19 protein-coding genes, 5 tRNA genes and 1 other RNA gene are annotated in these 20,194 nt (G+C 35.3%); 2 read left to right on the top strand and 23 right to left on the bottom strand.

What is annotated here, in order from left to right; all coding sequences use genetic code 11:
• From L866_RS0106170 to L866_RS09085, 3 genes are all read right to left on the bottom strand, one after another.
• A partial coding sequence (locus L866_RS0106170) for a transposase (RefSeq protein WP_025730196.1) occupies positions 1 to 186 on the bottom strand: 186 nt, incomplete at its 3' end.
• Between the two features lie 199 nt (positions 187 to 385).
• Positions 386 to 2,596 carry a LysM peptidoglycan-binding domain-containing protein gene (locus L866_RS0106165; protein ID WP_025730194.1) on the bottom strand — a complete coding sequence of 737 codons (2,211 nt, stop codon included), beginning with the start codon at positions 2,594 to 2,596 and terminating at the stop codon, positions 386 to 388.
• Positions 2,597 to 2,896: 300 nt separating this feature from the next.
• Complete coding sequence (locus L866_RS09085; RefSeq protein ID WP_025730192.1) at positions 2,897 to 4,723, bottom strand: DNA/RNA non-specific endonuclease; 1,827 nt, start codon at positions 4,721 to 4,723, stop codon at positions 2,897 to 2,899.
• 232 nt (positions 4,724 to 4,955) lie between these two features.
• Here L866_RS09085 and L866_RS0106155 point away from each other — a divergent pair.
• Positions 4,956 to 5,028 (top strand) — tRNA-Thr (locus L866_RS0106155).
• Positions 5,029 to 5,072: 44 nt separating this feature from the next.
• On the opposite strand, the gene rsmI is transcribed toward L866_RS0106155, so the two are convergent.
• The 12 genes from rsmI to tadA form a co-directional block, all read right to left on the bottom strand.
• Positions 5,073 to 5,951 carry a 16S rRNA (cytidine(1402)-2'-O)-methyltransferase gene (gene rsmI / locus L866_RS08650; protein ID WP_035446279.1) on the bottom strand — a complete coding sequence of 293 codons (879 nt, stop codon included), beginning with the start codon at positions 5,949 to 5,951 and terminating at the stop codon, positions 5,073 to 5,075.
• Positions 5,944 to 6,300: a GIY-YIG nuclease family protein gene (locus L866_RS08645; RefSeq protein WP_025730190.1), complete on the bottom strand. Its 357-nt coding sequence runs from the start codon at positions 6,298 to 6,300 to the stop codon at positions 5,944 to 5,946. The genes rsmI and L866_RS08645 overlap by 8 nt, the downstream gene beginning before the upstream one ends.
• The gene (locus L866_RS0106140) at positions 6,297 to 7,052 is read right to left on the bottom strand and encodes a tRNA1(Val) (adenine(37)-N6)-methyltransferase (RefSeq protein ID WP_025730188.1); all 756 of its coding nucleotides are present in this window, start codon (positions 7,050 to 7,052) and stop codon (positions 6,297 to 6,299) included. The genes L866_RS08645 and L866_RS0106140 overlap by 4 nt, the downstream gene beginning before the upstream one ends.
• Positions 7,036 to 7,386 carry an initiation control protein YabA gene (locus L866_RS0106135; RefSeq protein WP_025730180.1) on the bottom strand — a complete coding sequence of 117 codons (351 nt, stop codon included), beginning with the start codon at positions 7,384 to 7,386 and terminating at the stop codon, positions 7,036 to 7,038. The genes L866_RS0106140 and L866_RS0106135 overlap by 17 nt, the downstream gene beginning before the upstream one ends.
• Positions 7,387 to 7,391: 5 nt before the next feature.
• Positions 7,392 to 8,351 carry a hypothetical protein gene (locus tag L866_RS0106130; RefSeq protein ID WP_025730178.1) on the bottom strand — a complete coding sequence of 320 codons (960 nt, stop codon included), beginning with the start codon at positions 8,349 to 8,351 and terminating at the stop codon, positions 7,392 to 7,394.
• Positions 8,352 to 8,383: 32 nt separating this feature from the next.
• Positions 8,384 to 8,713, bottom strand: a complete 330-nt coding sequence (locus tag L866_RS0106125) for a cyclic-di-AMP receptor (RefSeq protein ID WP_025730176.1) — start codon at positions 8,711 to 8,713, stop codon at positions 8,384 to 8,386.
• Between the two features lie 22 nt (positions 8,714 to 8,735).
• Complete coding sequence (gene tmk, locus L866_RS0106120; RefSeq protein WP_025730174.1) at positions 8,736 to 9,389, bottom strand: dTMP kinase; 654 nt, start codon at positions 9,387 to 9,389, stop codon at positions 8,736 to 8,738.
• Positions 9,390 to 9,404: 15 nt separating this feature from the next.
• Complete coding sequence (recR, locus tag L866_RS0106115) at positions 9,405 to 10,004, bottom strand: recombination mediator RecR (protein WP_025730172.1); 600 nt, start codon at positions 10,002 to 10,004, stop codon at positions 9,405 to 9,407.
• Between the two features lie 56 nt (positions 10,005 to 10,060).
• On the bottom strand, positions 10,061 to 10,369 hold the full coding sequence (locus L866_RS0106110; protein ID WP_025730170.1) for a YbaB/EbfC family nucleoid-associated protein: 309 nt from the start codon (positions 10,367 to 10,369) through the stop codon (positions 10,061 to 10,063).
• A gap of 326 nt (positions 10,370 to 10,695) precedes the next feature.
• Positions 10,696 to 12,423: a DNA polymerase III subunit gamma/tau gene (gene dnaX, locus L866_RS0106105; protein WP_025730168.1), complete on the bottom strand. Its 1,728-nt coding sequence runs from the start codon at positions 12,421 to 12,423 to the stop codon at positions 10,696 to 10,698.
• An 80-nt stretch (positions 12,424 to 12,503) separates the two neighbouring features.
• Positions 12,504 to 12,602: signal recognition particle sRNA small type (ffs, locus tag L866_RS09315), an RNA gene on the bottom strand.
• A 65-nt stretch (positions 12,603 to 12,667) separates the two neighbouring features.
• A complete protein-coding gene (gene tadA, locus L866_RS0106100) occupies positions 12,668 to 13,216 on the bottom strand; it encodes a tRNA adenosine(34) deaminase TadA (protein ID WP_025730166.1) in 549 nt (182 codons plus the stop codon).
• Positions 13,217 to 13,349: 133 nt separating this feature from the next.
• Between tadA and L866_RS0106095 the strand changes: the two genes are divergently transcribed.
• Positions 13,350 to 14,243, top strand: coding sequence for a helix-turn-helix domain-containing protein (locus L866_RS0106095; RefSeq protein WP_025730165.1), 894 nt, complete (start codon positions 13,350 to 13,352; stop codon positions 14,241 to 14,243).
• A gap of 81 nt (positions 14,244 to 14,324) precedes the next feature.
• On the opposite strand, the gene L866_RS09080 is transcribed toward L866_RS0106095, so the two are convergent.
• The 8 genes from L866_RS09080 to L866_RS0106055 all read right to left on the bottom strand — a co-directional run bounded on the left by L866_RS09080 (position 14,325) and on the right by L866_RS0106055 (position 20,168).
• Entirely contained in the window at positions 14,325 to 14,693 is a 369-nt protein-coding gene (locus L866_RS09080) for a hypothetical protein (protein WP_025730163.1), read from the bottom strand.
• A 149-nt stretch (positions 14,694 to 14,842) separates the two neighbouring features.
• A complete protein-coding gene (locus tag L866_RS0106085) occupies positions 14,843 to 17,353 on the bottom strand; it encodes an ATP-dependent Clp protease ATP-binding subunit (RefSeq protein ID WP_025730161.1) in 2,511 nt (836 codons plus the stop codon).
• 52 nt (positions 17,354 to 17,405) lie between these two features.
• The gene (locus tag L866_RS0106080; RefSeq protein WP_025730159.1) at positions 17,406 to 17,861 is read right to left on the bottom strand and encodes a CtsR family transcriptional regulator; all 456 of its coding nucleotides are present in this window, start codon (positions 17,859 to 17,861) and stop codon (positions 17,406 to 17,408) included.
• Between the two features lie 128 nt (positions 17,862 to 17,989).
• Positions 17,990 to 18,063, bottom strand: a tRNA-Arg gene (locus tag L866_RS0106075).
• 141 nt (positions 18,064 to 18,204) lie between these two features.
• Entirely contained in the window at positions 18,205 to 19,650 is a 1,446-nt protein-coding gene (locus tag L866_RS0106070) for a leucyl aminopeptidase (RefSeq protein WP_025730157.1), read from the bottom strand.
• A 267-nt stretch (positions 19,651 to 19,917) separates the two neighbouring features.
• Positions 19,918 to 19,991: transfer RNA gene (locus tag L866_RS0106065), tRNA-Pro, on the bottom strand.
• Positions 19,992 to 19,999: 8 nt separating this feature from the next.
• Positions 20,000 to 20,073, bottom strand: a tRNA-Arg gene (locus L866_RS0106060).
• A 9-nt stretch (positions 20,074 to 20,082) separates the two neighbouring features.
• A tRNA-Leu gene (locus L866_RS0106055) sits at positions 20,083 to 20,168 on the bottom strand.
• Between the last annotated feature and the right edge of the window lie 26 nt (positions 20,169 to 20,194).

Genomic DNA, 20,194 nt, shown 5'->3' with positions numbered 1-20,194 from the left:
ATTTCTTTGACTCTGACGACTTTCGGATCGTTCATAGTCATCAGCCTGGATATATTCTGTTCGCTGATTTTCCATCAACTGGTTGAACACTGTTGTCAAAATGTTTTTAGACACATCATCTTTTACCGAATGTTCAATAATGCTTTGAACCTCTTCGCTATTCAGTGTAAAATGTACTTGGGTCATATAAAGTCCTCCTGGGTAGGTTTTCTGGTAAAAACATTGTACCGTAAAAGGAGCTTTATATGGCCTTTTATCTTTTACACAATTATATGGACTTTATCATATAAAATCCATAGATGCTTAATAGTTTACTTTTCTATTTAATTTGATAACCCATTAACAAATACATATACAATAATATTTAAATTACTTTCTCACAAAATTACATAGACGATAAAATCATTGCTGCTGTGATATAGTTGGCATCGTATCTTGCCGAGCTGCCATCTCGCGAATAAATGTCTATATAGTTATTTAAGCTAAGGCCTACTGCAAGATTGTTATACCCTTCTACCATCATATTTCTGTAATGACTTGGTGAATTTTTCCATTGATCAAAAAATACTTTTGCCATATATTTTTCACTGACTAAACCATAATTATTATTTGTATAATTTGATGCTAGATTTTCTCCTAGTCGATTAGGTTGAGGATATCCTACTTCGTATGCCGCTGTTCTAAAACTACTTCCGTCCAATCTAACGTGAGCTTGAACTAGATTTCCACGTTTGACTCGAATGCTTCCATATTTTGATAATTCATCTGATCGAATTTGACTAATTCTAAGCAATTCACTATCAAAAGCTAGTGGTTTTAGTCTATATTTTGCTCGCTCTTCATTCACTAAATTAATCATTTCTTCATTGAATAAATTAACGTCAAAAATTTCATGTCGATTAAATGCTTGAATCAATTCAGGACTGACTCCCACTTCATATCTCATATACTCTTCATTATTTCTTACTATTACATAATTTGTATATTTTCCATTTCGGTCCATCGCTCGTCTATAACGTTCTTCTGCCTCTAACTTTTTCATTTCATTTAACGGTGTAGCATCATTAATAATAAAACGTTCGATTCGACCGCCACGAATATACTCTCCACCTTCTTTATATCCCATCTTAGGATCATATATATATCGCGACGTTCCTAATGAAGAAGACGGTCTATACCATCTGTTTTCATACAGTCGATTATTTTCAATTCTTACTGGTCGATTCATCTCTGGTTCATCTCTTGTTATTGGTTGATATCTCGTTGGTTGATATGACGCTTCATCAACTTGTATTCGATTTTGACGTTTTATTCCCTTAGCTATAATATAATTTTGGGGCTTTTCAATAATTGTTGTAGCTAGTGATTCTTTTTGCCCATTTGTATATTCACGAATACGTCGTCTTAATAACCCCTCTTTACCTTCTTGAATAACACGTAATTCATTTTCCTTTAAATCTTCTGTTTCTTTTTGAATGATTTGATATTTTATTCTTTCTAATCGTTCATATTCTCTAAGAACATTAAATTTATTTCCTGTGTATTCTCCAGAACGTAAAAATTCTCTATTTGGTGATACTTTTTTAGTCTGACGATAACTATACGCAAATGGATCAGAAGAAGACGTATATGACGATAACGGTTCATCATTCACTGGCGCTATAATTTTTAACACTATTGGCGCATTATCTTCATTATTTATTGCATCAGCAGAAACTTGTTCTACTCTATCAAGAGAAGTTGATACAATAGGCTCTTCTGATTGATTCTCTAAATCATCAGCCACTGCTTTATATTCTTCATCACTCTCATTTTTATTTTCTTGCTTCTCTTCCATTTGTAGTTTTTTTAACTCATCATTATCTATTTCATTGGTTGGTATGACTATTCGATTGATATTTTCCGTAATATTCGCTCGCTCATCAGACTGGGATAAACTTGCCTGATTATTCGCCTCTGATAGATTAAAAGAAAGATCTTGATCATGTTCTAAAGAATGAGAATGATCCGTTTCATTTTCATTTGACACAAATAAAGTTGGATGCAATGATTCTTCTTCCGTATTTTGCACTGTATCCGAAAGGTAATTCCCAGCTACTTCATTCGCATTATCTACTGCTTGCTCTATTGTTTCAAGATTATTCGGTTGTCCAATGATATCTCCTTCTTCAACAAACTGTGTAATATCCGTTCCTATTGGCTGATTAGATATTACTTTATTTGTATTGTTAATAGTGATTTTCGTGCTTAATACATCACTATTAGGAGATGAAATTGTTATTTTTTCTTGTCCAAATTTTATAGTCAAACCTACGGGTAGATGATACTGATCTCCTTCACTTAAACGGACATTATTAATCGCAGCTAACGTTTGAATATTGATATTGGTTCTCATCGCAATTGCCCACAAGGTATCGCCTTTTTTCATAGTATACTCTGTGTTTTTTTCTTGTATAGTAATCTGATTTGGTTGTGTCGCTTTCCAGTTTTCATTCGCATGAATTATTTGTTCATTAGATAAACTTAATGATATAGTCCCAACCATAGCTGCTATAAACATACGCTTTTTAAACCTTAAATTTCCTATTTGTTTCATAATGATCAAAACCTCCTTTTTAGTATAATCCCCTTTTTACACTGTAATTCTAGCATAAGCAAACTCAGTGAAGAAGTGCTGAATAAGCTAGATTGGTTTATTATGGTATATTTATCATATATCTGTATGTTAATATGTGTTGTTCTTAAAAAAATTTATAAGGTTGATTGCTCAAGATATCAACTCTATAAATTATAGAACCTAAAAAAGAGGCGAAGTACCCGTACGGTTACCTCACCTCGTCATCAACCATATTTGACAAAGAGCCAAAATCTATCTTATTTCTAGCAGACATTTAGCCTAGTTTTTTTCTTTTAACGTAACTTCTCCTGTTTTGTAATCAATATTATAGGAAGGAGATGTGTTTTGTAGTGTCACTGCATGATACAATTCATATATGTTTTTTGAATTTCCATCTATTTTCACTTCAAACAATTGATCCTTATCATCCACACCTACCCATTGCATGTAAACTGCATATGGGGTCAAATTATCATCATGATATAGCGGTTTTACAAAATAATCTAATTTATAATTTGGATGTAATCGTAACCATGAATCTAACCGTTGCTCATAAAATAACATGCCCTCAGGATTATTTTGATTCGTTCCATTTCCCTCTTTACCTTTATTTAGATAAGCAGACATTGTCACTAGATTACGTAATTCGTCATTTAATCCACTGAACTGATACCCTAATAAATGACCGCGATTATTCACCCATTTATTATCTATATTAAAATTTTTCCAACCTTTTGGATCAACATTAATTCGTCCATTTCTTTTTTTTCCATTTCTTCCTGGCTCATGTTTATCGTTTAAAATCATATGAGCTCCGACCGCACGTCCATACTGATCTAATGGTTTTAAAACGATTGTCGCTCCATCTAAGGCTGCTCCTTTTGCATTGGATGCTTCTTTTCCAGTCAACCGTGGCTCAAAATGTTCAGGCATATTAGGGGATTTATCCTCTGGTTTTGTCTCTTCTTTCGAACTCTCTGGTATATCTTTTTCTGATATTGCTAATCCTTCATTATCTGACTCTGAAGGTTTGTCATCTTTTGGGTGCTCCGGATTTGGTATCACAGATGTTTCTGGTTGTTTTCTTTCCGGTTGTGGTGTTTTATCAGGAACCACCTCTTCTGACGTTGTTAGTCCTTCATCGTCTGACTCTGAAGATTTGTCTTCTTTAGGGTACTCCGGATTTGGTATCACAGATGTTTCTGGTTGTTTTCCTTCCGATTGTGGCATTTTATCAGGTGCCGACTCTTCTGACATCTTTTCTTTTTTCGGCTTACTATCTGGTAATGGGGTTGATGGAACTTCTTCTTTTGGCGCTGGTGCTGGAATGATTTCGTTTTGCTTTTCTGGTTCCGGTGCAATTTCATTTTCTTTATTCAGATCCGGTTGTTGTTCTTCCAGTTGTGGCGCTTTCTCAGGTACCATCATTTCTGGCACTGCTTCTTTTTCCGGCTTATCATCTGGAAATGGAGGTAATGGAACTTCTTCTTTTGGCGCTGGTGCTGGCGTCAATTCATAGGCAGGAATAATTAATTCTACTTCTGAATTTTCTTCTACTACTTCTATCGATGAGATTTTTTTATTTTTCGGTACTACATGTTCATTCATACCCGGTTTAGGTTGCCCATTTTCAACATTGTTCGGCTCACCCATAATGTTACCTTGACCTTGTTGAACCTCTTCTGTTACATCTGTTCCAACTGGTTTATTTGGAACGACTTTATTTGTTTCATTAACTGTCACACCTGTGTTTTGAATTTCACCATTTGGTTTAACAGCTGTCAATTGACCTTGTTCGAATTTAATTACTAATCCAACTGGTAAATGATACTGTTCACGTGCCTCTAAATTAATATTATTAATTGCTGCGAGTGTTTGAACGTTCACATTAATTTTCATTGAGATCGCCCATAAGGTATCTCCCTTTTTCAATGTATACTCTGTATCACCTTTTTTAATATCTATTTGCTCTGGTGTATTAGCCACCCAACATTCACTTGCTGCAATGGTTTCCCCTTTACCGAATAATCCAATCGCTAAAGCGCCGAATGACGCTGCTACGACAACCCAGCCTTTTCCCGCTTGCTTAATCATTCTTTTTTTCACTACATATCCTCCAATACTATTTTGTATAACATCTTTACTATCTAACCTTAGTATATCAAACACATTTTATTAATTATAGCTTTCTTAACATTTATAATGTAATTAATCTAAATAACATGTAGAATTTATACAATAAATTATCTTATTTTCTTCTTTTCCTAGTTTTTAAATCTCTCTTTCGCATCTATTGACAACGATTTAAAAATTGAGTATGCTATTATCTGTATTCGATGCCGCCTTAGCTCAGTAGGTAGAGCGCTTCCATGGTAAGGAAGAGGTCGCCGGTTCAAACCCGGCAGGTGGCTTATTTTTATTATTAAAAACGCTTGAATAGCTATTCAAGCGTTTTTTAATTGCCCTTATCTTCTTCATCCAAACCATGATATCGACGATATAATTGTTGACGATCCATTTGGTATTGTCGAGCTACTTCTTTAATAACTTGATTAGTTTTTTCGCCTAACTTTATTTTTTCTTCAACTAATTCAAGTGGGTCAACTGGTTTAACAGTTTCAGTTGTGTTTTCTAAAGCAGTTAATTCAATTGATGAATGAGCTCCGATTAAAACGACAAACTCTCCTTTTAAAGTTAATTGCTTGGAACGTTCGATCAAATCACTTACTGTTCCTCGAATGAATTCTTCATAATGTTTGGTTAATTCACGAGCTAATACTATGCTTTGTTCCGATCCGTATACTTGTTCAATTTGTTTTAATAATAATTGTATTCGGTGTGGTGATTCATATAAGATAACTGTTTCACTACGCTGTTTTAACGACTGAAGTTCTTGCAATCGATCATTTTTCTTTCGAGATAAAAATCCATAAAAGAGAAAAGGTTGTGGTGAAAGTCCCGAAGCTATTAACGCAGTAGTAGCTGCCACCGCTCCAGGTAAAGGAACGACTTGTATTCCGTGATCAATTGCTGCTTGAACTAATTCAAATCCAGGGTCACTAATTGATGGAGTTCCGGCATCACTCACTTGCGCTAAATGCTCTCCATTAAGTAAACGTTCAATACATTCAGGAATTCTGCTCAAAGCATTATGCTCGTGAAAACTTAATTGTTTTGTTGTTATTTCAAAATGGTTTAATAGTTTTTGTGTGTGACGTGTATCTTCCGCTAAAATTAAGTCAACTTCTTCTAACAAACGTAAAGCACGTAACGTAATATCCTCTAAATTACCTATTGGTGTTGGAATTAAATACAATTTACCTAATTCATTCATTAGTCGATTCCTTCTTTTTCTCTATATTTTGATGGGTTTCACTCATTCGCTGCAACATAAATGAAGTAGTTGAATTAAATGGTGGTGTAACCCCTTGTTCAACTAAATATCTTTCTTTTTGATTGCGAGTCAGTTGCTTAAACCAATACTCTTGTTTCATTGCTTGAGACGAATTAGCCCATTGTTCTGCATAGATTAAATGAACTGGGCGTCTTGCTCGTGTGTACTTTGCCCCTTGTCCACTGTTATGTGTATTGACTCGATTAGTTAAATTTGTGGTATATCCGGCATAAAAAGAGCGATCCTTACAAACTAATACATAAAAGTACGCTACTTTCTCTGGTTTCATATACCTAATAACTCCTTCATCTCTTGTGTATACTGATTGTTATCTTGATGAATAATTCTTGGTGGAAGAACAATTAGTCCGTTTAAAGAACCATCTTTGATTACTTCGATTAGTACACCATTTGCTGGTCGATCTTTTTTAGGATGGATTAATTGTATTTTTTTAGGTGCTAAATGATTCATCGCTAATGTTTGTAATAATTCAGGGAGCCGTTCTGGTCGATGAACAAAAGCTGCTTTTCCTTTTGTCTTTAAAATACGTCTAATTCGATAGCATAACTGTTCAAACGTCAAATACACTTCATGTCGTGCTATTTGATGATGTGTTAAATGATGCAATTGTTCATGATGATTTGTTGTAAAGTAAGGTGGATTGCACGTAATGTAATCCACACTATCCGGTTTAAATTGTTTTTCTAAATCGTTCACATCTAACATATGACTTTTGTATAGTGCTTGTAATTGATTGGCTTGAATCGTTCGTTCTGCCATATCAACCAATCGTTCTTGTAATTCAACAAGGTGAATCATTGCTTCTGTTTTTCCACGCATCAAAAAGCCCACCGCACCATTTCCAGAACAAAGGTCAAGAATAAGTGCGCGTGGACGTTTTGGTAGTTGTGCAAAATCTGCTAATAAAACAGCATCCATGGAAAAAGCAAATACGTCTGGATGCTGGATGATATCAATTTTTTCACGAATTAAATGATCAAAGCGTTCACCTGGTTTTAACCAGTTACTTTCTAGCGTCATCTGCTGCTCCTTCCGCTAGTCGACTAAGCATCCCTTCACAAAATAGACAATGCTCCCCACTCTTCATTCGTTTTCCATATTCTTCATTGCAGATATGAAAACCTTGCGAATAGAGATCATGCATCATTTGTATCGACGTAGCAGGTAATTTTTGTTTATTTTTAGTTAGGGTTGTTTCTGGCTGAGACAGATGCGTTAATCGTTCGATTTCGAGTTTCAACTCCTGATTTTCGTGCATTAATTGACTAATTTGATTTTGCATCTCGGTTGTTACAAGACGCATTTTTTCTAATGATTGTTCAAATTGAAATAAATCCTCCATAATGGATTGCATCTACCTCACCTCTTTTGTTGCTTACTTAGTATTAGTGTTAAATGTTCAAAAGCACTACGAATTCCTACGTTGGCTTCAATATATCGCTTCGTTTCAATTAGTTGACTGGCTATGTTAATCACGTTGTTCAGCGAACAGCGCTGTAATAATTGCTGATACTCTTTCAAATGATCTGGTCTTGCTAAATTTTTAGATTGCTTCTTAGCTATTAGCGTCGCATCTCGTGTAAATAATAACAAATCTTCAATGTATAACAACGCATCATCTCGATTCTCTACTTGAGATAATACCATTGATTCTACAGATAAAAAAGCATCCATTGGTTTTATCATTAGCTGCGTAAACCAACGCCATCTTACTTCTACATGTTCAAAATAATCTGTTTGTTGATCTAATGCGATTGCTTCATCCAATTGATTCGTTTGGAAAGTTAACCAATTTGACCGTTCTTGTGTCAAACCCGCAGCTTGAAATTGCTTTATTAACGTTTGACGATTTGGTTGTGGCAAATGAATCCACTGACAACGTGATTGAATGGTTGGCAGTAGTGCCTCTTTTGTATCTGTTAATAAAAATAAATGAACACCTGTAGTCGGCTCTTCTAAAAATTTAAGCAAACTATTACTCGCTTCAACAGTCATTCGATCGGCTGGACTCAGCACATAGATTCGGTGTCCTCCGCTCATACTTGTCCGCGTCATCTCATTAATCATTTCACGTACTTGATCAATTTTTATACTTCGTCCATCTGGTCTCACCCAAATAAAGTTTGCGTGTTGTTGTTCTTGAATCTGCTTTTGAATTTGTTCGACTGCTCGATTATCCATTCGATGGAACAGATTTGCAGCCATTTCTTGAACTAGTCGTTCGCGGCCTAATACATCACTACCATCGATTAAATAAGCATGACTCAACTGCCCTTGCTTAGCGATTTGATTTAATTGCTCTACAATTGTCTGTGCCATGCAACCATCCTGTTCTTTCGCGTGAATTTCAATTAAAATTTAAAAAAGGATTCAATAGGTAGGACAAAAACTGTTGCACCACCAATTGCAACTTCAACAGGTGGAGCAAAATTATTGAAAATACCACCTTCCGTATAAGAAGTTGGAGCAATTAATTCCGAACGATGTTGTCCATGTTCTTCAATAATAGCTAAAATATCATTCACTCGGTCATCTTCTGCACCAATTAGAAACGTCGTATTGCCACTTCTTAAAAAGCTTCCTGTTGATTTAAGGCGTGTTGCAGAAATTTTCTTTTCTCCGAATACTTGTCCTAATTCATAACTATCTTCATCATGTACAATGGCTACGATCAATTTCATTTGAAGTTCCCTCTTTTCCTATTTAATTTAATTGATTTAAATAATGTGTGATAACTGGATGTAAAGCCTGATAAACAGCTTCCTCTACTGCTTCCATTGATTGGTTCGCTTGAATAACTTCGATGCGGTTTGGAAAACGTTCGACTAACTCTTTATAGCCTTGATAAACTTTTTGATGAAATAACAAAGCCTCTTGATCCAACCGATTAGTTTCTTGCGGACGATTTTCTCGGATTCTTTTTAGTCCTTCGTCTGGAGATAAATCAAAATACAGTGTTAAAGTTGGCATCACACCTTCTGTCGCAAATTCATTGAGTTGAGCGACGGCATCGATTCCAATACCACGTCCTACGCCTTGATAGACAAGCGAACTGTCCACATATCGATCACATAAAACAATGGCTTGATTAGCTAATGCTGGTAAGACCGTTTCAACTAAATGTTGTCTTCGACTTGCAGCATATAGAATGGCTTCTGTTCGCGCATCCATCGCTGTATGATCTGGATCTAAAATAATCTTCCTAATTTCTTCAGCAATTGGGTTACCACCAGGTTCTCGTGTCACTTTAAATTGCGCCTGTGGAAACTCCGCTTTGAAACGTTCTAATACTCGCTTCAAAGCTGTCGTCTTACCTGATCCATCAGGTCCTTCTAATGTAATAAATAAACCATTCATTTCTTATCTGACTCCTTATAGTTCTCGACGGCCTTCAATTGCTTTAAACAAGGTCATTTCATCAGCATACTCAATATCTGATCCTACAGATAATCCATGAGCTAAACGAGTCACTTTAATACCCGAAGGTTTAATTAAACGAGTTAAGTACATCGCTGTTGCCTCACCTTCAGCTGTTGCATTTGTAGCGATAATGACTTCTTGCACTTGATCGGATGATTGTAATCGAGTAATCAAACTAGCAATATTCAGTTCATCCGGCCCACGTCCCTCTAATGGCGAAAGAACACCATTCAACACATGGTATAGTCCGTTGTATTCATGCATCCGCTCTAAAGACATTAAATCTTTTGTATTCTCAACAATTAAGAGCGTTGTTTGATCACGTGAATCATCTGAACAAATTGAACATGGATCACTTTCTGTAATATTTCCACAAATAGAACACCTTGTTAAATCACGCTGTAAACTCACTAAAGCATCCGCAAATGTTAACACGTCTGATTCTGGCATATCTAATGTATAAAAAGCCAAACGAGCAGCGGTTTTTGCACCAATTCCCGGCAACTTCATATAACTATTTATTAAACGTGCAATGGGTTCAGGATAATGCATGCTCTACCTCTTCTCTTACTTGTTTTGTTACGAAGATAGAAGCCCTACACTTGATTTTATAAACCAGGAATTTTCAATCCTTTTGTATAGCGTCCTATTTTCTCTTCTGTCGTTGTTTTTACTTGTTGTAAGGCATCGTTAGTGGCCATTAAAACTAAATCTTCTAATAATTCGATGTCATCTACATCAACTGCTTCTGGTTTAATTTTCACAGATAAAACCTCATTTTGTCCGTTAACTGTCACTTGGACAAGATCACTTTGTGAAGTTCCAGTAAATTCTGTCTCATTAATTTCTTGTTGTGCTTTCTCTAGTTCTTTTTGCATTTTTTGCATTTTTTGCATCATGCCTTGCATACCGCGCATAGTTAATTCCTCCTTGAATCTTTCAATTTAAATTTGGAAAAATCGTCATTACTTTTTTTTATTCATTTTTTGATGAATTTATAAAGATAGTACGTTCCTTTTTCCAAATATGACAATCAATCTTTAACTAATTGTTGATTGTACTCTTATTCAGTATAGCATAAGTCCTTGGCTTTTTTTATTGTTTTATTTCATGGACTTAAGTAGCTATTATTTAAAAGCATTCTATGTATGTTTAATAACTGATTAGAAATAAAAACCTCAATTCATCACTATGAATTGAGGTCATTTACGTGTTCTTCCGCTATTTTTTATAAATACTTATGCTATTCTTCATGCCGACTTTTCTTCACAAGTACATGCTGTTCACCAAATAAATCAATCGCTTGTTGGGTAATATCTGGTTGAACTTCTTCTGTGCCATTTTCCCCTAAGCTTTCTGTTTGATGACTTGCACTTTCACTGGTTTTATTCCGTCGAGCTGTTAATATGTATTCTTTTCGAACGTGTTTCCAATCATCAATTGTTACTGTTGTGTAAGTTCCTTGATAATCGATTTGTTTATTTAAATAATTAAGGACTACTGAACGCGGTCCTTCTTCATTGGCTTTTACAGCTAATAACTCATAAGGAAATGCCATAACAAATCCTTTATCACTCGCTGCCACTATTTCTGCTAATTTGAAAATTGAACGTTCTGCATTGGATAACAATTGTAAAATATCTGGCCAAATTTGATTCAACTCAGTAATCGCTGGCTTTGTCGCAATGTCCAATACTTGATGTATTTCACGGATATTTACTTTATACTTCACCGCGTCTGGTTTGAGTGGTGTCCGAACTTCTTTTTCAATGGCGCCACCCGTCGTCATTTGTTTTATTTTATCTTGCAATTGCCTCACTTCTGCTTGTAATTGCTCGATTTGTGGCCAAATATTATCATCCATTTCATATGGAGCTGGTGGCATAGGTTCTTCGTGATATTCATCAGCTGTGCTTATTTCTTTTGATATGTTTTTATTTATTATTTGAGGTAGTTCACTCAATTGAACCGTTAATAATTCCATATAAATTAGTGGATTATTTGAATAGCGCATATCGCGTTGAGTTGTTGTTAAACGGTCTACCATTTCATATAACACATTGGCATCATAGTCATTATTAATTTTTTTAGTTAATAAATCACGCGTGTACCCCATCATTTCTTCAATCATTCGACTGGCTTCTTTTCCAGCAGCATACGCTTGATGAATGATCTCCAATGCGGTTTCTACATTTCTTGACATTACTGCATCAATATACTGTCTTAATAATTCTTTACTTAAACTACCTGTCGCTATTAAAGCATGTTCTTTTGTTAAATTAGCCCCATCATAAGCTAGTGCTTGATCTAAAATACTTAATGCATCGCGCATTCCTCCATGAACGGATTCGCTAATAATACTCAATGCATCCGGATCAAAAGTGACTGATTCACTCGTTAATATCTTTTCTAATTGTTGTTCAATATCTTCTTTAGGAATTCGGCGGAAATCAAAGCGTTGCGTCCGTGATAAAATAGTCGCTGGTATTTTATGCGGTTCAGTTGTCGCCAAAATAAACAAAACATTGGCTGGTGGTTCTTCTAACGTTTTTAATAATGCATTGAACGCCCCAATTGACAACATATGAACCTCGTCAATAATATATACTTTAACACGGCCTTCTGTTGGTGCGTAACGTACTTTATCTCGAATATCTCGAATTTCATCTACACCATTATTACTTGCTGCATCAATTTCAATGACATCACTCATTCGATTTTCACGAATTGCCACACATGATGCACATTCATTGCATGGTTCGCCATTTTTTAAGTTTAAACAGTTCACTGCTTTGGATAAGATCTTAGCAACACTTGTTTTTCCTGTCCCACGTGGTCCGCAAAATAAATAAGCATGACTTGTTTTATTTTCAGATACCATGTAACGTAACGTTTGAACAATCGTTGGCTGACCGATAACTTCTTCGAATGTTTGTGGTCGCCAGACGCGATAAAGTGCTTGATATGCCATAGTTCCTCTCCTTTTTTAAAGATACTTCTCAATCAGTTTACCATATTGATGCAATGAACTGGCACATATTCTAAATTTAGGCAAAAAAAAATACATAGAGCACATAACGAAGCTTACTTATAGCTGCTTCCTTCCGGACCTGACTCGTTCGTAAGTTCGTTATTGCCTATGGTCTTTCGACATTTATAGTATATCAAATTTTATTTGAAATTGCTAGTGGGAGATCCACAACTCGTAAAAAGGATTAATCAGTCATCTGATTGAAATGCTCAGATTCATTAATTGCCTTCAATAATCGCTTTTTCTCTTTTTTAGCTTCTCGCAATTTTTTGAAAAAATGCGATAAAAGTTGTTGACATGCTTCTTCACACACACCTGGTATTACTGTTGCTTGATGATTGAAACGTGTATCCGTTAATAAATTCATTAATGTCCCAGCAGTTCCCGCTTTATAATCACTTGCTCCATAATACACGCGTCTTAATCGACTGAGTATAATGGCTCCCGAGCACATCGGACAAGGTTCCAACGTCACATATAAATCACAATCAGTTAAACGCCAATTACCTAAATATCGATTTGCTTCTTCAATAGCATACATTTCTGCGTGCGTTGTCGCTACTTGTGTTAATTCACGTCGATTGTGTCCTCGACCAATAATCTGGTTATTTAATACAACAACTGCTCCAATAGGCACTTCACCCATTTGTTCAGCTTTTTTTGCTTCTTCAATAGCTGCTTTCATGAAATATTCTGGTGATTTTTCCGCTTCTTTTGTATTTATTTGACTCATCCTTGATCACCTCTTCTTATTGAGTTCCGTATTAGCATATCAAATCTAGGAGTTTTTTGAAACATTAAACGTATGGAATAAATTCTGATATAATAGGATAAAATACGTTATTAGCTATTTAAAGGAGCATTTTATGACCAAGTCAATTCGCACACTCTTTCCTAATGCTTATTTAACGCGTGAACTTGTCCATCAGCAAGTCATTCAAATTCCAATGAATGGTCAACAACTGACCATTCCGCTTGAAGATTTAACTGAACGCGAACAGTGGTTAGTTCAACAATTAACCCATCATGCTGACGTCCAACCATTTGTTCCGTTATCTTCATTTCCACCTGCATGGGATGCTTTTATTTTGAATCAAGAAACAACTATTCCAAATAGTACATCAAAATTTTACATCCAATGGCTTTATATCCAACCCCATCATATAATTATACCGGATAGTCATTGGCTCGATATTTTTCAAACCGTTATTCCACACGTTTTTGGTGTAATGTGGCTAGATCCACAAACTATTTTAATTGGAACGCTAACATCGGAACCATTCGATTTATTTCATCTGATGCAAGAAATCGAAGAACCTCTGAGTGAAGAACTTGGTGAATTATTCAACGTGTTTGTTGGTCATCGTTGGCCTATTCAACAATTCTCTTATCTTATTTTTCAAGCAGAGAAAGAGATATTTAAACAGTTAGTAGAAATGAACCAAGCTTTTCTCACTCACTTACCTGCAATTCATGCTTGGTATGCAAAAAAAGAATGGCATAATCAAGTCCCTTTGATTGAAGCAATCCGCCAATTAATTCAATTAACGAATGATGAACAAGAATTGATTAATGCGATGTGGGATGCTTCTTTGAATATTTCTAAAGCAAGTAAGATGTTGTTCATTCATCGAAATACATTAAACTATCGCCTAGATCGTTTTTATTCACAAACGGGGTATCAATTAAGACATATTGATGAATTAACATTTGTTAAATCACTTTTCCCTCAATTTCGTCCTCAACATTTACTAGACTAATCTTTTACGTTTATGTAATAAAAAAAGATGAGGAACTTTCCTCATCTTTTTGCTATTAGACAATCTGTACTATTTTATCGACTAACCTAAATATTTTTCTGCTACTTTAACCGCTTTATCAAGCCAGTCTTCACCCATTGCTTTTTCTTTCACGCCAATGCTTTTATTTTTAACATCATCTAATGTATTAACAATTGATTCTTTCCAATCTTTTGATGTTTCTAATACTTTCATTAAGCGATTAATATCGTCATCTGATAATTTATCGACTAATTCCATCGCTTTATTGTTACCATTCAATTTTTCACGTACAAAGAATTTTACTTTTTGACGATTAATAAAACTTGCAATTGATTCTCTGCTCTCTTCATCATTCGCAATAAAATACGCTGCGACACCAATAACTGTTGCTGCTCCTAAACTTACCCACAATGCCTTCTTTGTTGACATATGTATCACTCCTTTAGTTGTTCACTTGCATGAACAGATTACTATAATTTAATTGTAGCATATCACTAAAAAAATTGCTTTACAAAGTACTTTTTAATGAAAAAGTCTCCAACTTTAGTTGGAGACTTATTTTATTTTATTTTATTTTATTAAGCTGTTGCAATTGATTCCTTTTCTTTTGCCGTTTTTTTCGTTTCAATTGGCTTAATGTATATTTCACCTTGACGTGCTCCAATTGTCACTGATTGTCCTAATTTTATTTCTCCACTAAGTAGTTTTTCACTTAATGGATCTTCAATTTGTCTTTGAATCGCTCGACGTAATGGTCTAGCACCATATTCTGGATCATACCCTACTTTACTAATTACTTCAATTGCACCTTTTGTAATTTTTAAAGTCATACCCAAATCAGCAAGGCGATTCACAATATCTTTCGCCATCAATTCAACAATTTGACTTAATTCTTCTTTTTTAAGTGAATGGAATACAATCATTTCATCGATTCGATTCAAGAACTCTGGACGGAATGATTTTTTCAATTCTTCACGAATTCGTTTTTCCATAGCCTCATAATTGTGCTTAGCATCTACCGCACCAAAACCAATTGTTTTTTCATCACGAAGAGCAGTAGCCCCTAAATTAGAGGTCATAATAATAATCGTATTTCTAAAATCCACTTTACGTCCTTTTGAATCAGTCAAATGACCATCATCCAATAATTGTAAGAGAATATTGAATACTTCTGGATGAGCTTTTTCAATCTCATCAAAGAGAATAACGGAATAAGGTTTTTGACGCACTTTCTCTGTCAATTGCCCCCCTTCATCATATCCAACATATCCTGGAGGAGATCCAACTAAACGACTCGTTGTATGTTGTTCCATAAATTCACTCATATCCACACGAATGAGTGCATCTTCTTCACCAAACATTGATTCAGCTAATGTTTTAGCTAATTCCGTTTTCCCCACACCAGTTGGTCCTAAGAATAAGAATGAACCAATTGGGCGACGTGGATCTTTTAGTCCACTTCTTGATCGACGAATTGCTCGCGCAACCGCACTTACCGCTTCTTTTTGCCCAATCACACGTTCATGTAATTCATCTTCCAAATGAACTAAACGTTCACTTTCCGATTGTTCCATTTGGCTCATTGGAATGCCTGTCCATTGTGAAACAACTGCATGAATCACATGACGATCAACCACTACATTATAGTCTTGTTCACTCGCATTTGATGTATCATTTTCTAATTGCCGTTTTTCTAACTGCTGTAACGTTTCTCTTAACTTAATTTCTTCAACACGTAAGCGTGCCGCTTCTTCAAAATTTTGATTTAATACGGCTTGTTCTTTTTGCATTGCCATTTTTTGAATTTGAGCTTCTAATTCTGCTATACGACTTGTTTCACCCACTGCTTCTAATCGGACTTTGGCACTAGCCTCATCAATTAAATCAATCGCCTTATCCGGTAAACGACGTGACGTAATATATCGGATAGAATCTTTAACTGCGGCTTCAATTGCTTCGTCTAAAATTTTAACGTGGTGATGTTCTTCATAATATTCACGTAACCCTTTCAACACTTCAATTGAGTCACTTTCTGTTGGTTCATCTATTGTTATTTTGGCAAAACGACGTTCAAAGGCTGCATCTTTTTCGAAATATTTTTGATATTCATCTAAAGTTGTAGCACCAATGACTTGTAACTCTCCTCGAGCTAAGGCCGGTTTTAAAATGTTTGATGCATCAATCGCACCTTCTGCTCCACCTGCACCAATTAACGTATGAATTTCATCAATGAATAAAATAACTTCGCCATCTTCATAAACTTCTTCAATAATATTTTTTAAACGTTCTTCAAATTCTCCACGGAATTTAGTTCCTGCAACTAACGCACCAGTATCGAGCATCATAATTCTTTTATCTGATAAATGAGCGGGTAAATCACCTTGAACTAACCGTTGCGCTAATCCTTCAACAACTGCAGTTTTTCCCACACCAGGCTCTCCTAATAAAATCGGATTGTTCTTGGTACGACGACTTAAAACTTGGACAATTCGTTTAATTTCGGTATCTCGACCAATCACCTTATCAATTTCTTTATTACGTGCCAACTCTGTCATATTACGTGCTAACTCATCTAAAGTTGGTGTCCCTTTGCTTTCCTTTTGCGCTTGATTCATTCGATTCGCTTGACGTGAAGCACGTTTTGGATCTTGTATTCCTAACCGTTCGAAAACTTTCACCTGTAAAGTATGTGGATCCACACCTAAGTTAACTATAATTCGTTGAGCTAATGCTTCTTCTCTAGTCAGTGCTAATAGTAAATTCTCTGTTCCAATCAATGGTTGTCCCATACGCTCTGCTTCTGAAGATGCTTGCATAATGATGCGTTTAGCTCGCGGTGAATAAGGCATATATAGTGGATCAATTGTTCGAGCAGATAAACCATATCCTGTTATTTGTTCTATTTCTGCACGAATTTTGTCAGGCGTTACATGATTATCGCGTAGTATCATTCCACCCAAGCCGTTCGGTTCTGCTGCCAAACCTAAAAGTAAATGCTCAGTCCCCACTGCTTGATGTTTAAAATGAATAGCTGATTCTGCCGCAATTAAAACTGCATGTTTTGCATACTTAGTAAATAATTCATTCATATCATCGACCTCTTTCTATGCTTTTATCATAAAATATTCATCCTATCATTTATTACCATAAATACTTCAAATGATCACTAATTTCTTTCAGCATGTCGCTCCGCCATTTATTTCCCACATCTTGTTTGGATATAAGATGATTATTTAATACTAATGATAATAATTGAGCTTCCCTTTTAGTCATTAAATCTTGTTGGTATAAATCTGTTAAATATTTTTTAGTATCATTCTCAGTCATCTCAGGCAATAGTTGACCTTGAATTAAATCCAGATGTTCCGAGTCATTTTGGACTTGTATTTTGGAAATTCGAATATATCCACTACCACCACGTTTACTTTCAACACTATATCCTTTTTGAACTGTAAAACGTGTATTAATAACATAATTTATCTGAGAAGGTACACAATCAAATTGTGACGCAATTTCACTTCTTCTTAATTCAACTTCATTCATTTGTGTTAAATAAGCTTTAATATAATCCTCAATATGATCCGATAAATTGGCCATAATATACGCCCCTCCTTACATTTGACCTTCACTGACTATTATACGCCTGTTTTAATTTTATGCAAGTATGAAGCGTTAATGCAAAAAAACACTCTATTGAACGATTCCAAATAGAGTGTCTAATAAGATGCACTCAACAGGAGTCGAACCTGTAACCGCCTGATTCGTAGTCAGGTACTCTATCCAATTGAGCTATGAGTGCAGTATTTAATTGATTCATTGTATATAATATACACCTGAATACAAATAAATGCAACATATTCTACTAAAAATTATTATAGTTCTTTTTTATTTAAACAAAAAGGTTCTAGCTCGAAAGCTAGAACCCTAAAACGTTTTTATTCTATTTTTTTGAACGTTCTTTAATAAAGCGATATAATGTACGAACCGGTACACCAGTCGCATCTTTTGGTAAATAGCGATAGGCAGATGACCCAAATGCTGGACCAGCAATATCTAAATGCACCCAAGGCTTTCCTTCAACAAAATGTTCAAGGAAGATACCAGCAGTAATCATTCCACCAAAACGACCACCTGTATTTTTTAAATCTCCCACTGTTCCTTTGACAGTATCTCTTAAATCTTCTGTCATCGGCATTTCCCATAGTGTTTCTCCTACAGACTGTCCTGCTTCTTTTATCTCTTCAAATAATGGACGATTATTAGTAGTAGATCCAATTGTTCGTTCACCTAAAGCTACTAAGCTAGCGCCTGTTAACGTTGCTAAATCAATAATTAACTCACTATTTTCTTTAGTTGCTGCATAATATAACGAATCTGCCAAAGTAATTCTTCCTTCAGCGTCTGTATTATGAACTTCAATAGTTGTACCTTTCATAGTTGAAATGATATCACCGTTTTTATATGCTTGTCCATCAATCATATTTTCAGCTAGCCCAACAATACCTATGACATTCTTTTGAATATTATTAGATGCTAATGCATAAAGTGTACCAACAACGCCCGCGGAGCCACCCATATCACTCTTCATATCGACCATGCCTGTCGCTGGTTTGATTGCATATCCACCAGAATCATACGTTACCCCTTTTCCAACTAATGTAATCGCTGGTAGATTTTCTCCTTCAGGCATATACTTCATTACTACAAATCGTGGATCACGTTTAGATCCCTGGCCAACTGCCAACAAACCTTTTAAATTTAATTCTTTTAATTCATCAGCTGCATAAACTTTTACATTTATTGGTAAATCACTGAATTTTTCAACGATTTCATTGGCATAAGATTCAGGATATAACACATTAGCTGGTTGATTAACCAAATCTCTTGTCCAAAACATTCCGTCAATTATGTGATTTATTTGTTCTAATCGAGACTCACTATCAGAGATAGACGTAATTAAATCCACTTCTTTTAAATTCAACTCTTTTTTCTTCGTTAAATAGGTATTAAATTGATAACTAAAATGTGAGAACCCTTCAACAACACGCTCAAATACTTCTTCTTCTTTTACATGGCCTAACGGTTGAATTTGGATAGCTACCTGATCTAACTTCGCTTGATTGATGTGCTGTGCTGCTTTAAAAGCATAAAATGTTATATCATCTGCTTTTAAATGATCTCCTTTTCCAACGCCTACTAAAATATATTGTTGAGCATCTGGCGCATATAGCTCACTGATTGAACCAGCTTCTCCTGTAAATTTTCTCGTTTCACTAAAATATCTTGCTACATCATTTTCAAGAAAATTTGTTAATACCGTTCCTTCTTCTACAAATAATAGAAGGCTTTTGTTTAACTCTATCTTTTGTTTCAAAATAAATTCCATTTTATTACCTCTCCCTTTTTAAGTGTACTTAATTATTTTTAATTATAACATGAAGCCCAGTGAATTGCTCCTTGTCTTTCAAAAAATATTATTCCTTTCAAGAATAAAATCTCATTAATATTGAAATTTTATATACAAAAAAACAGATTTCATCTATTGTATAAGTTTAAAAAAACTATATCAAAAGAAATCTGCCTACTAACTTATCTTATTAAATTACTTAAAAACAAAAAAAACTGATATCAGTCAGTTTAAAAGTACTCTTGATCGGGAAGACAGGATTCGAACCTGCGACCCCTTGGTCCCAAACCAAGTGCTCTACCAAGCTGAGCTACTTCCCGTCTTGCAATGCACTCAACAGGAGTCGAACCTGTAACCGCCTGATTCGTAGTCAGGTACTCTATCCAATTGAGCTATGAGTGCAACATTTAATGCCGAGGACCGGAATCGAACCGGTACGGTAATCACTTACCGCAGGATTTTAAGTCCTGTGCGTCTGCCAGTTCCGCCACCCCGGCAACATTAAAATGTTAAAGCGGAAAAC

The sequence above is a fragment of the Atopobacter phocae ATCC BAA-285 genome, assembly GCF_000526675.1.
Lineage (GTDB): Bacteria > Bacillota > Bacilli > Lactobacillales > Aerococcaceae > Atopobacter > Atopobacter phocae.
This window is presented reverse-complemented; position numbering and strand designations above follow the sequence as displayed.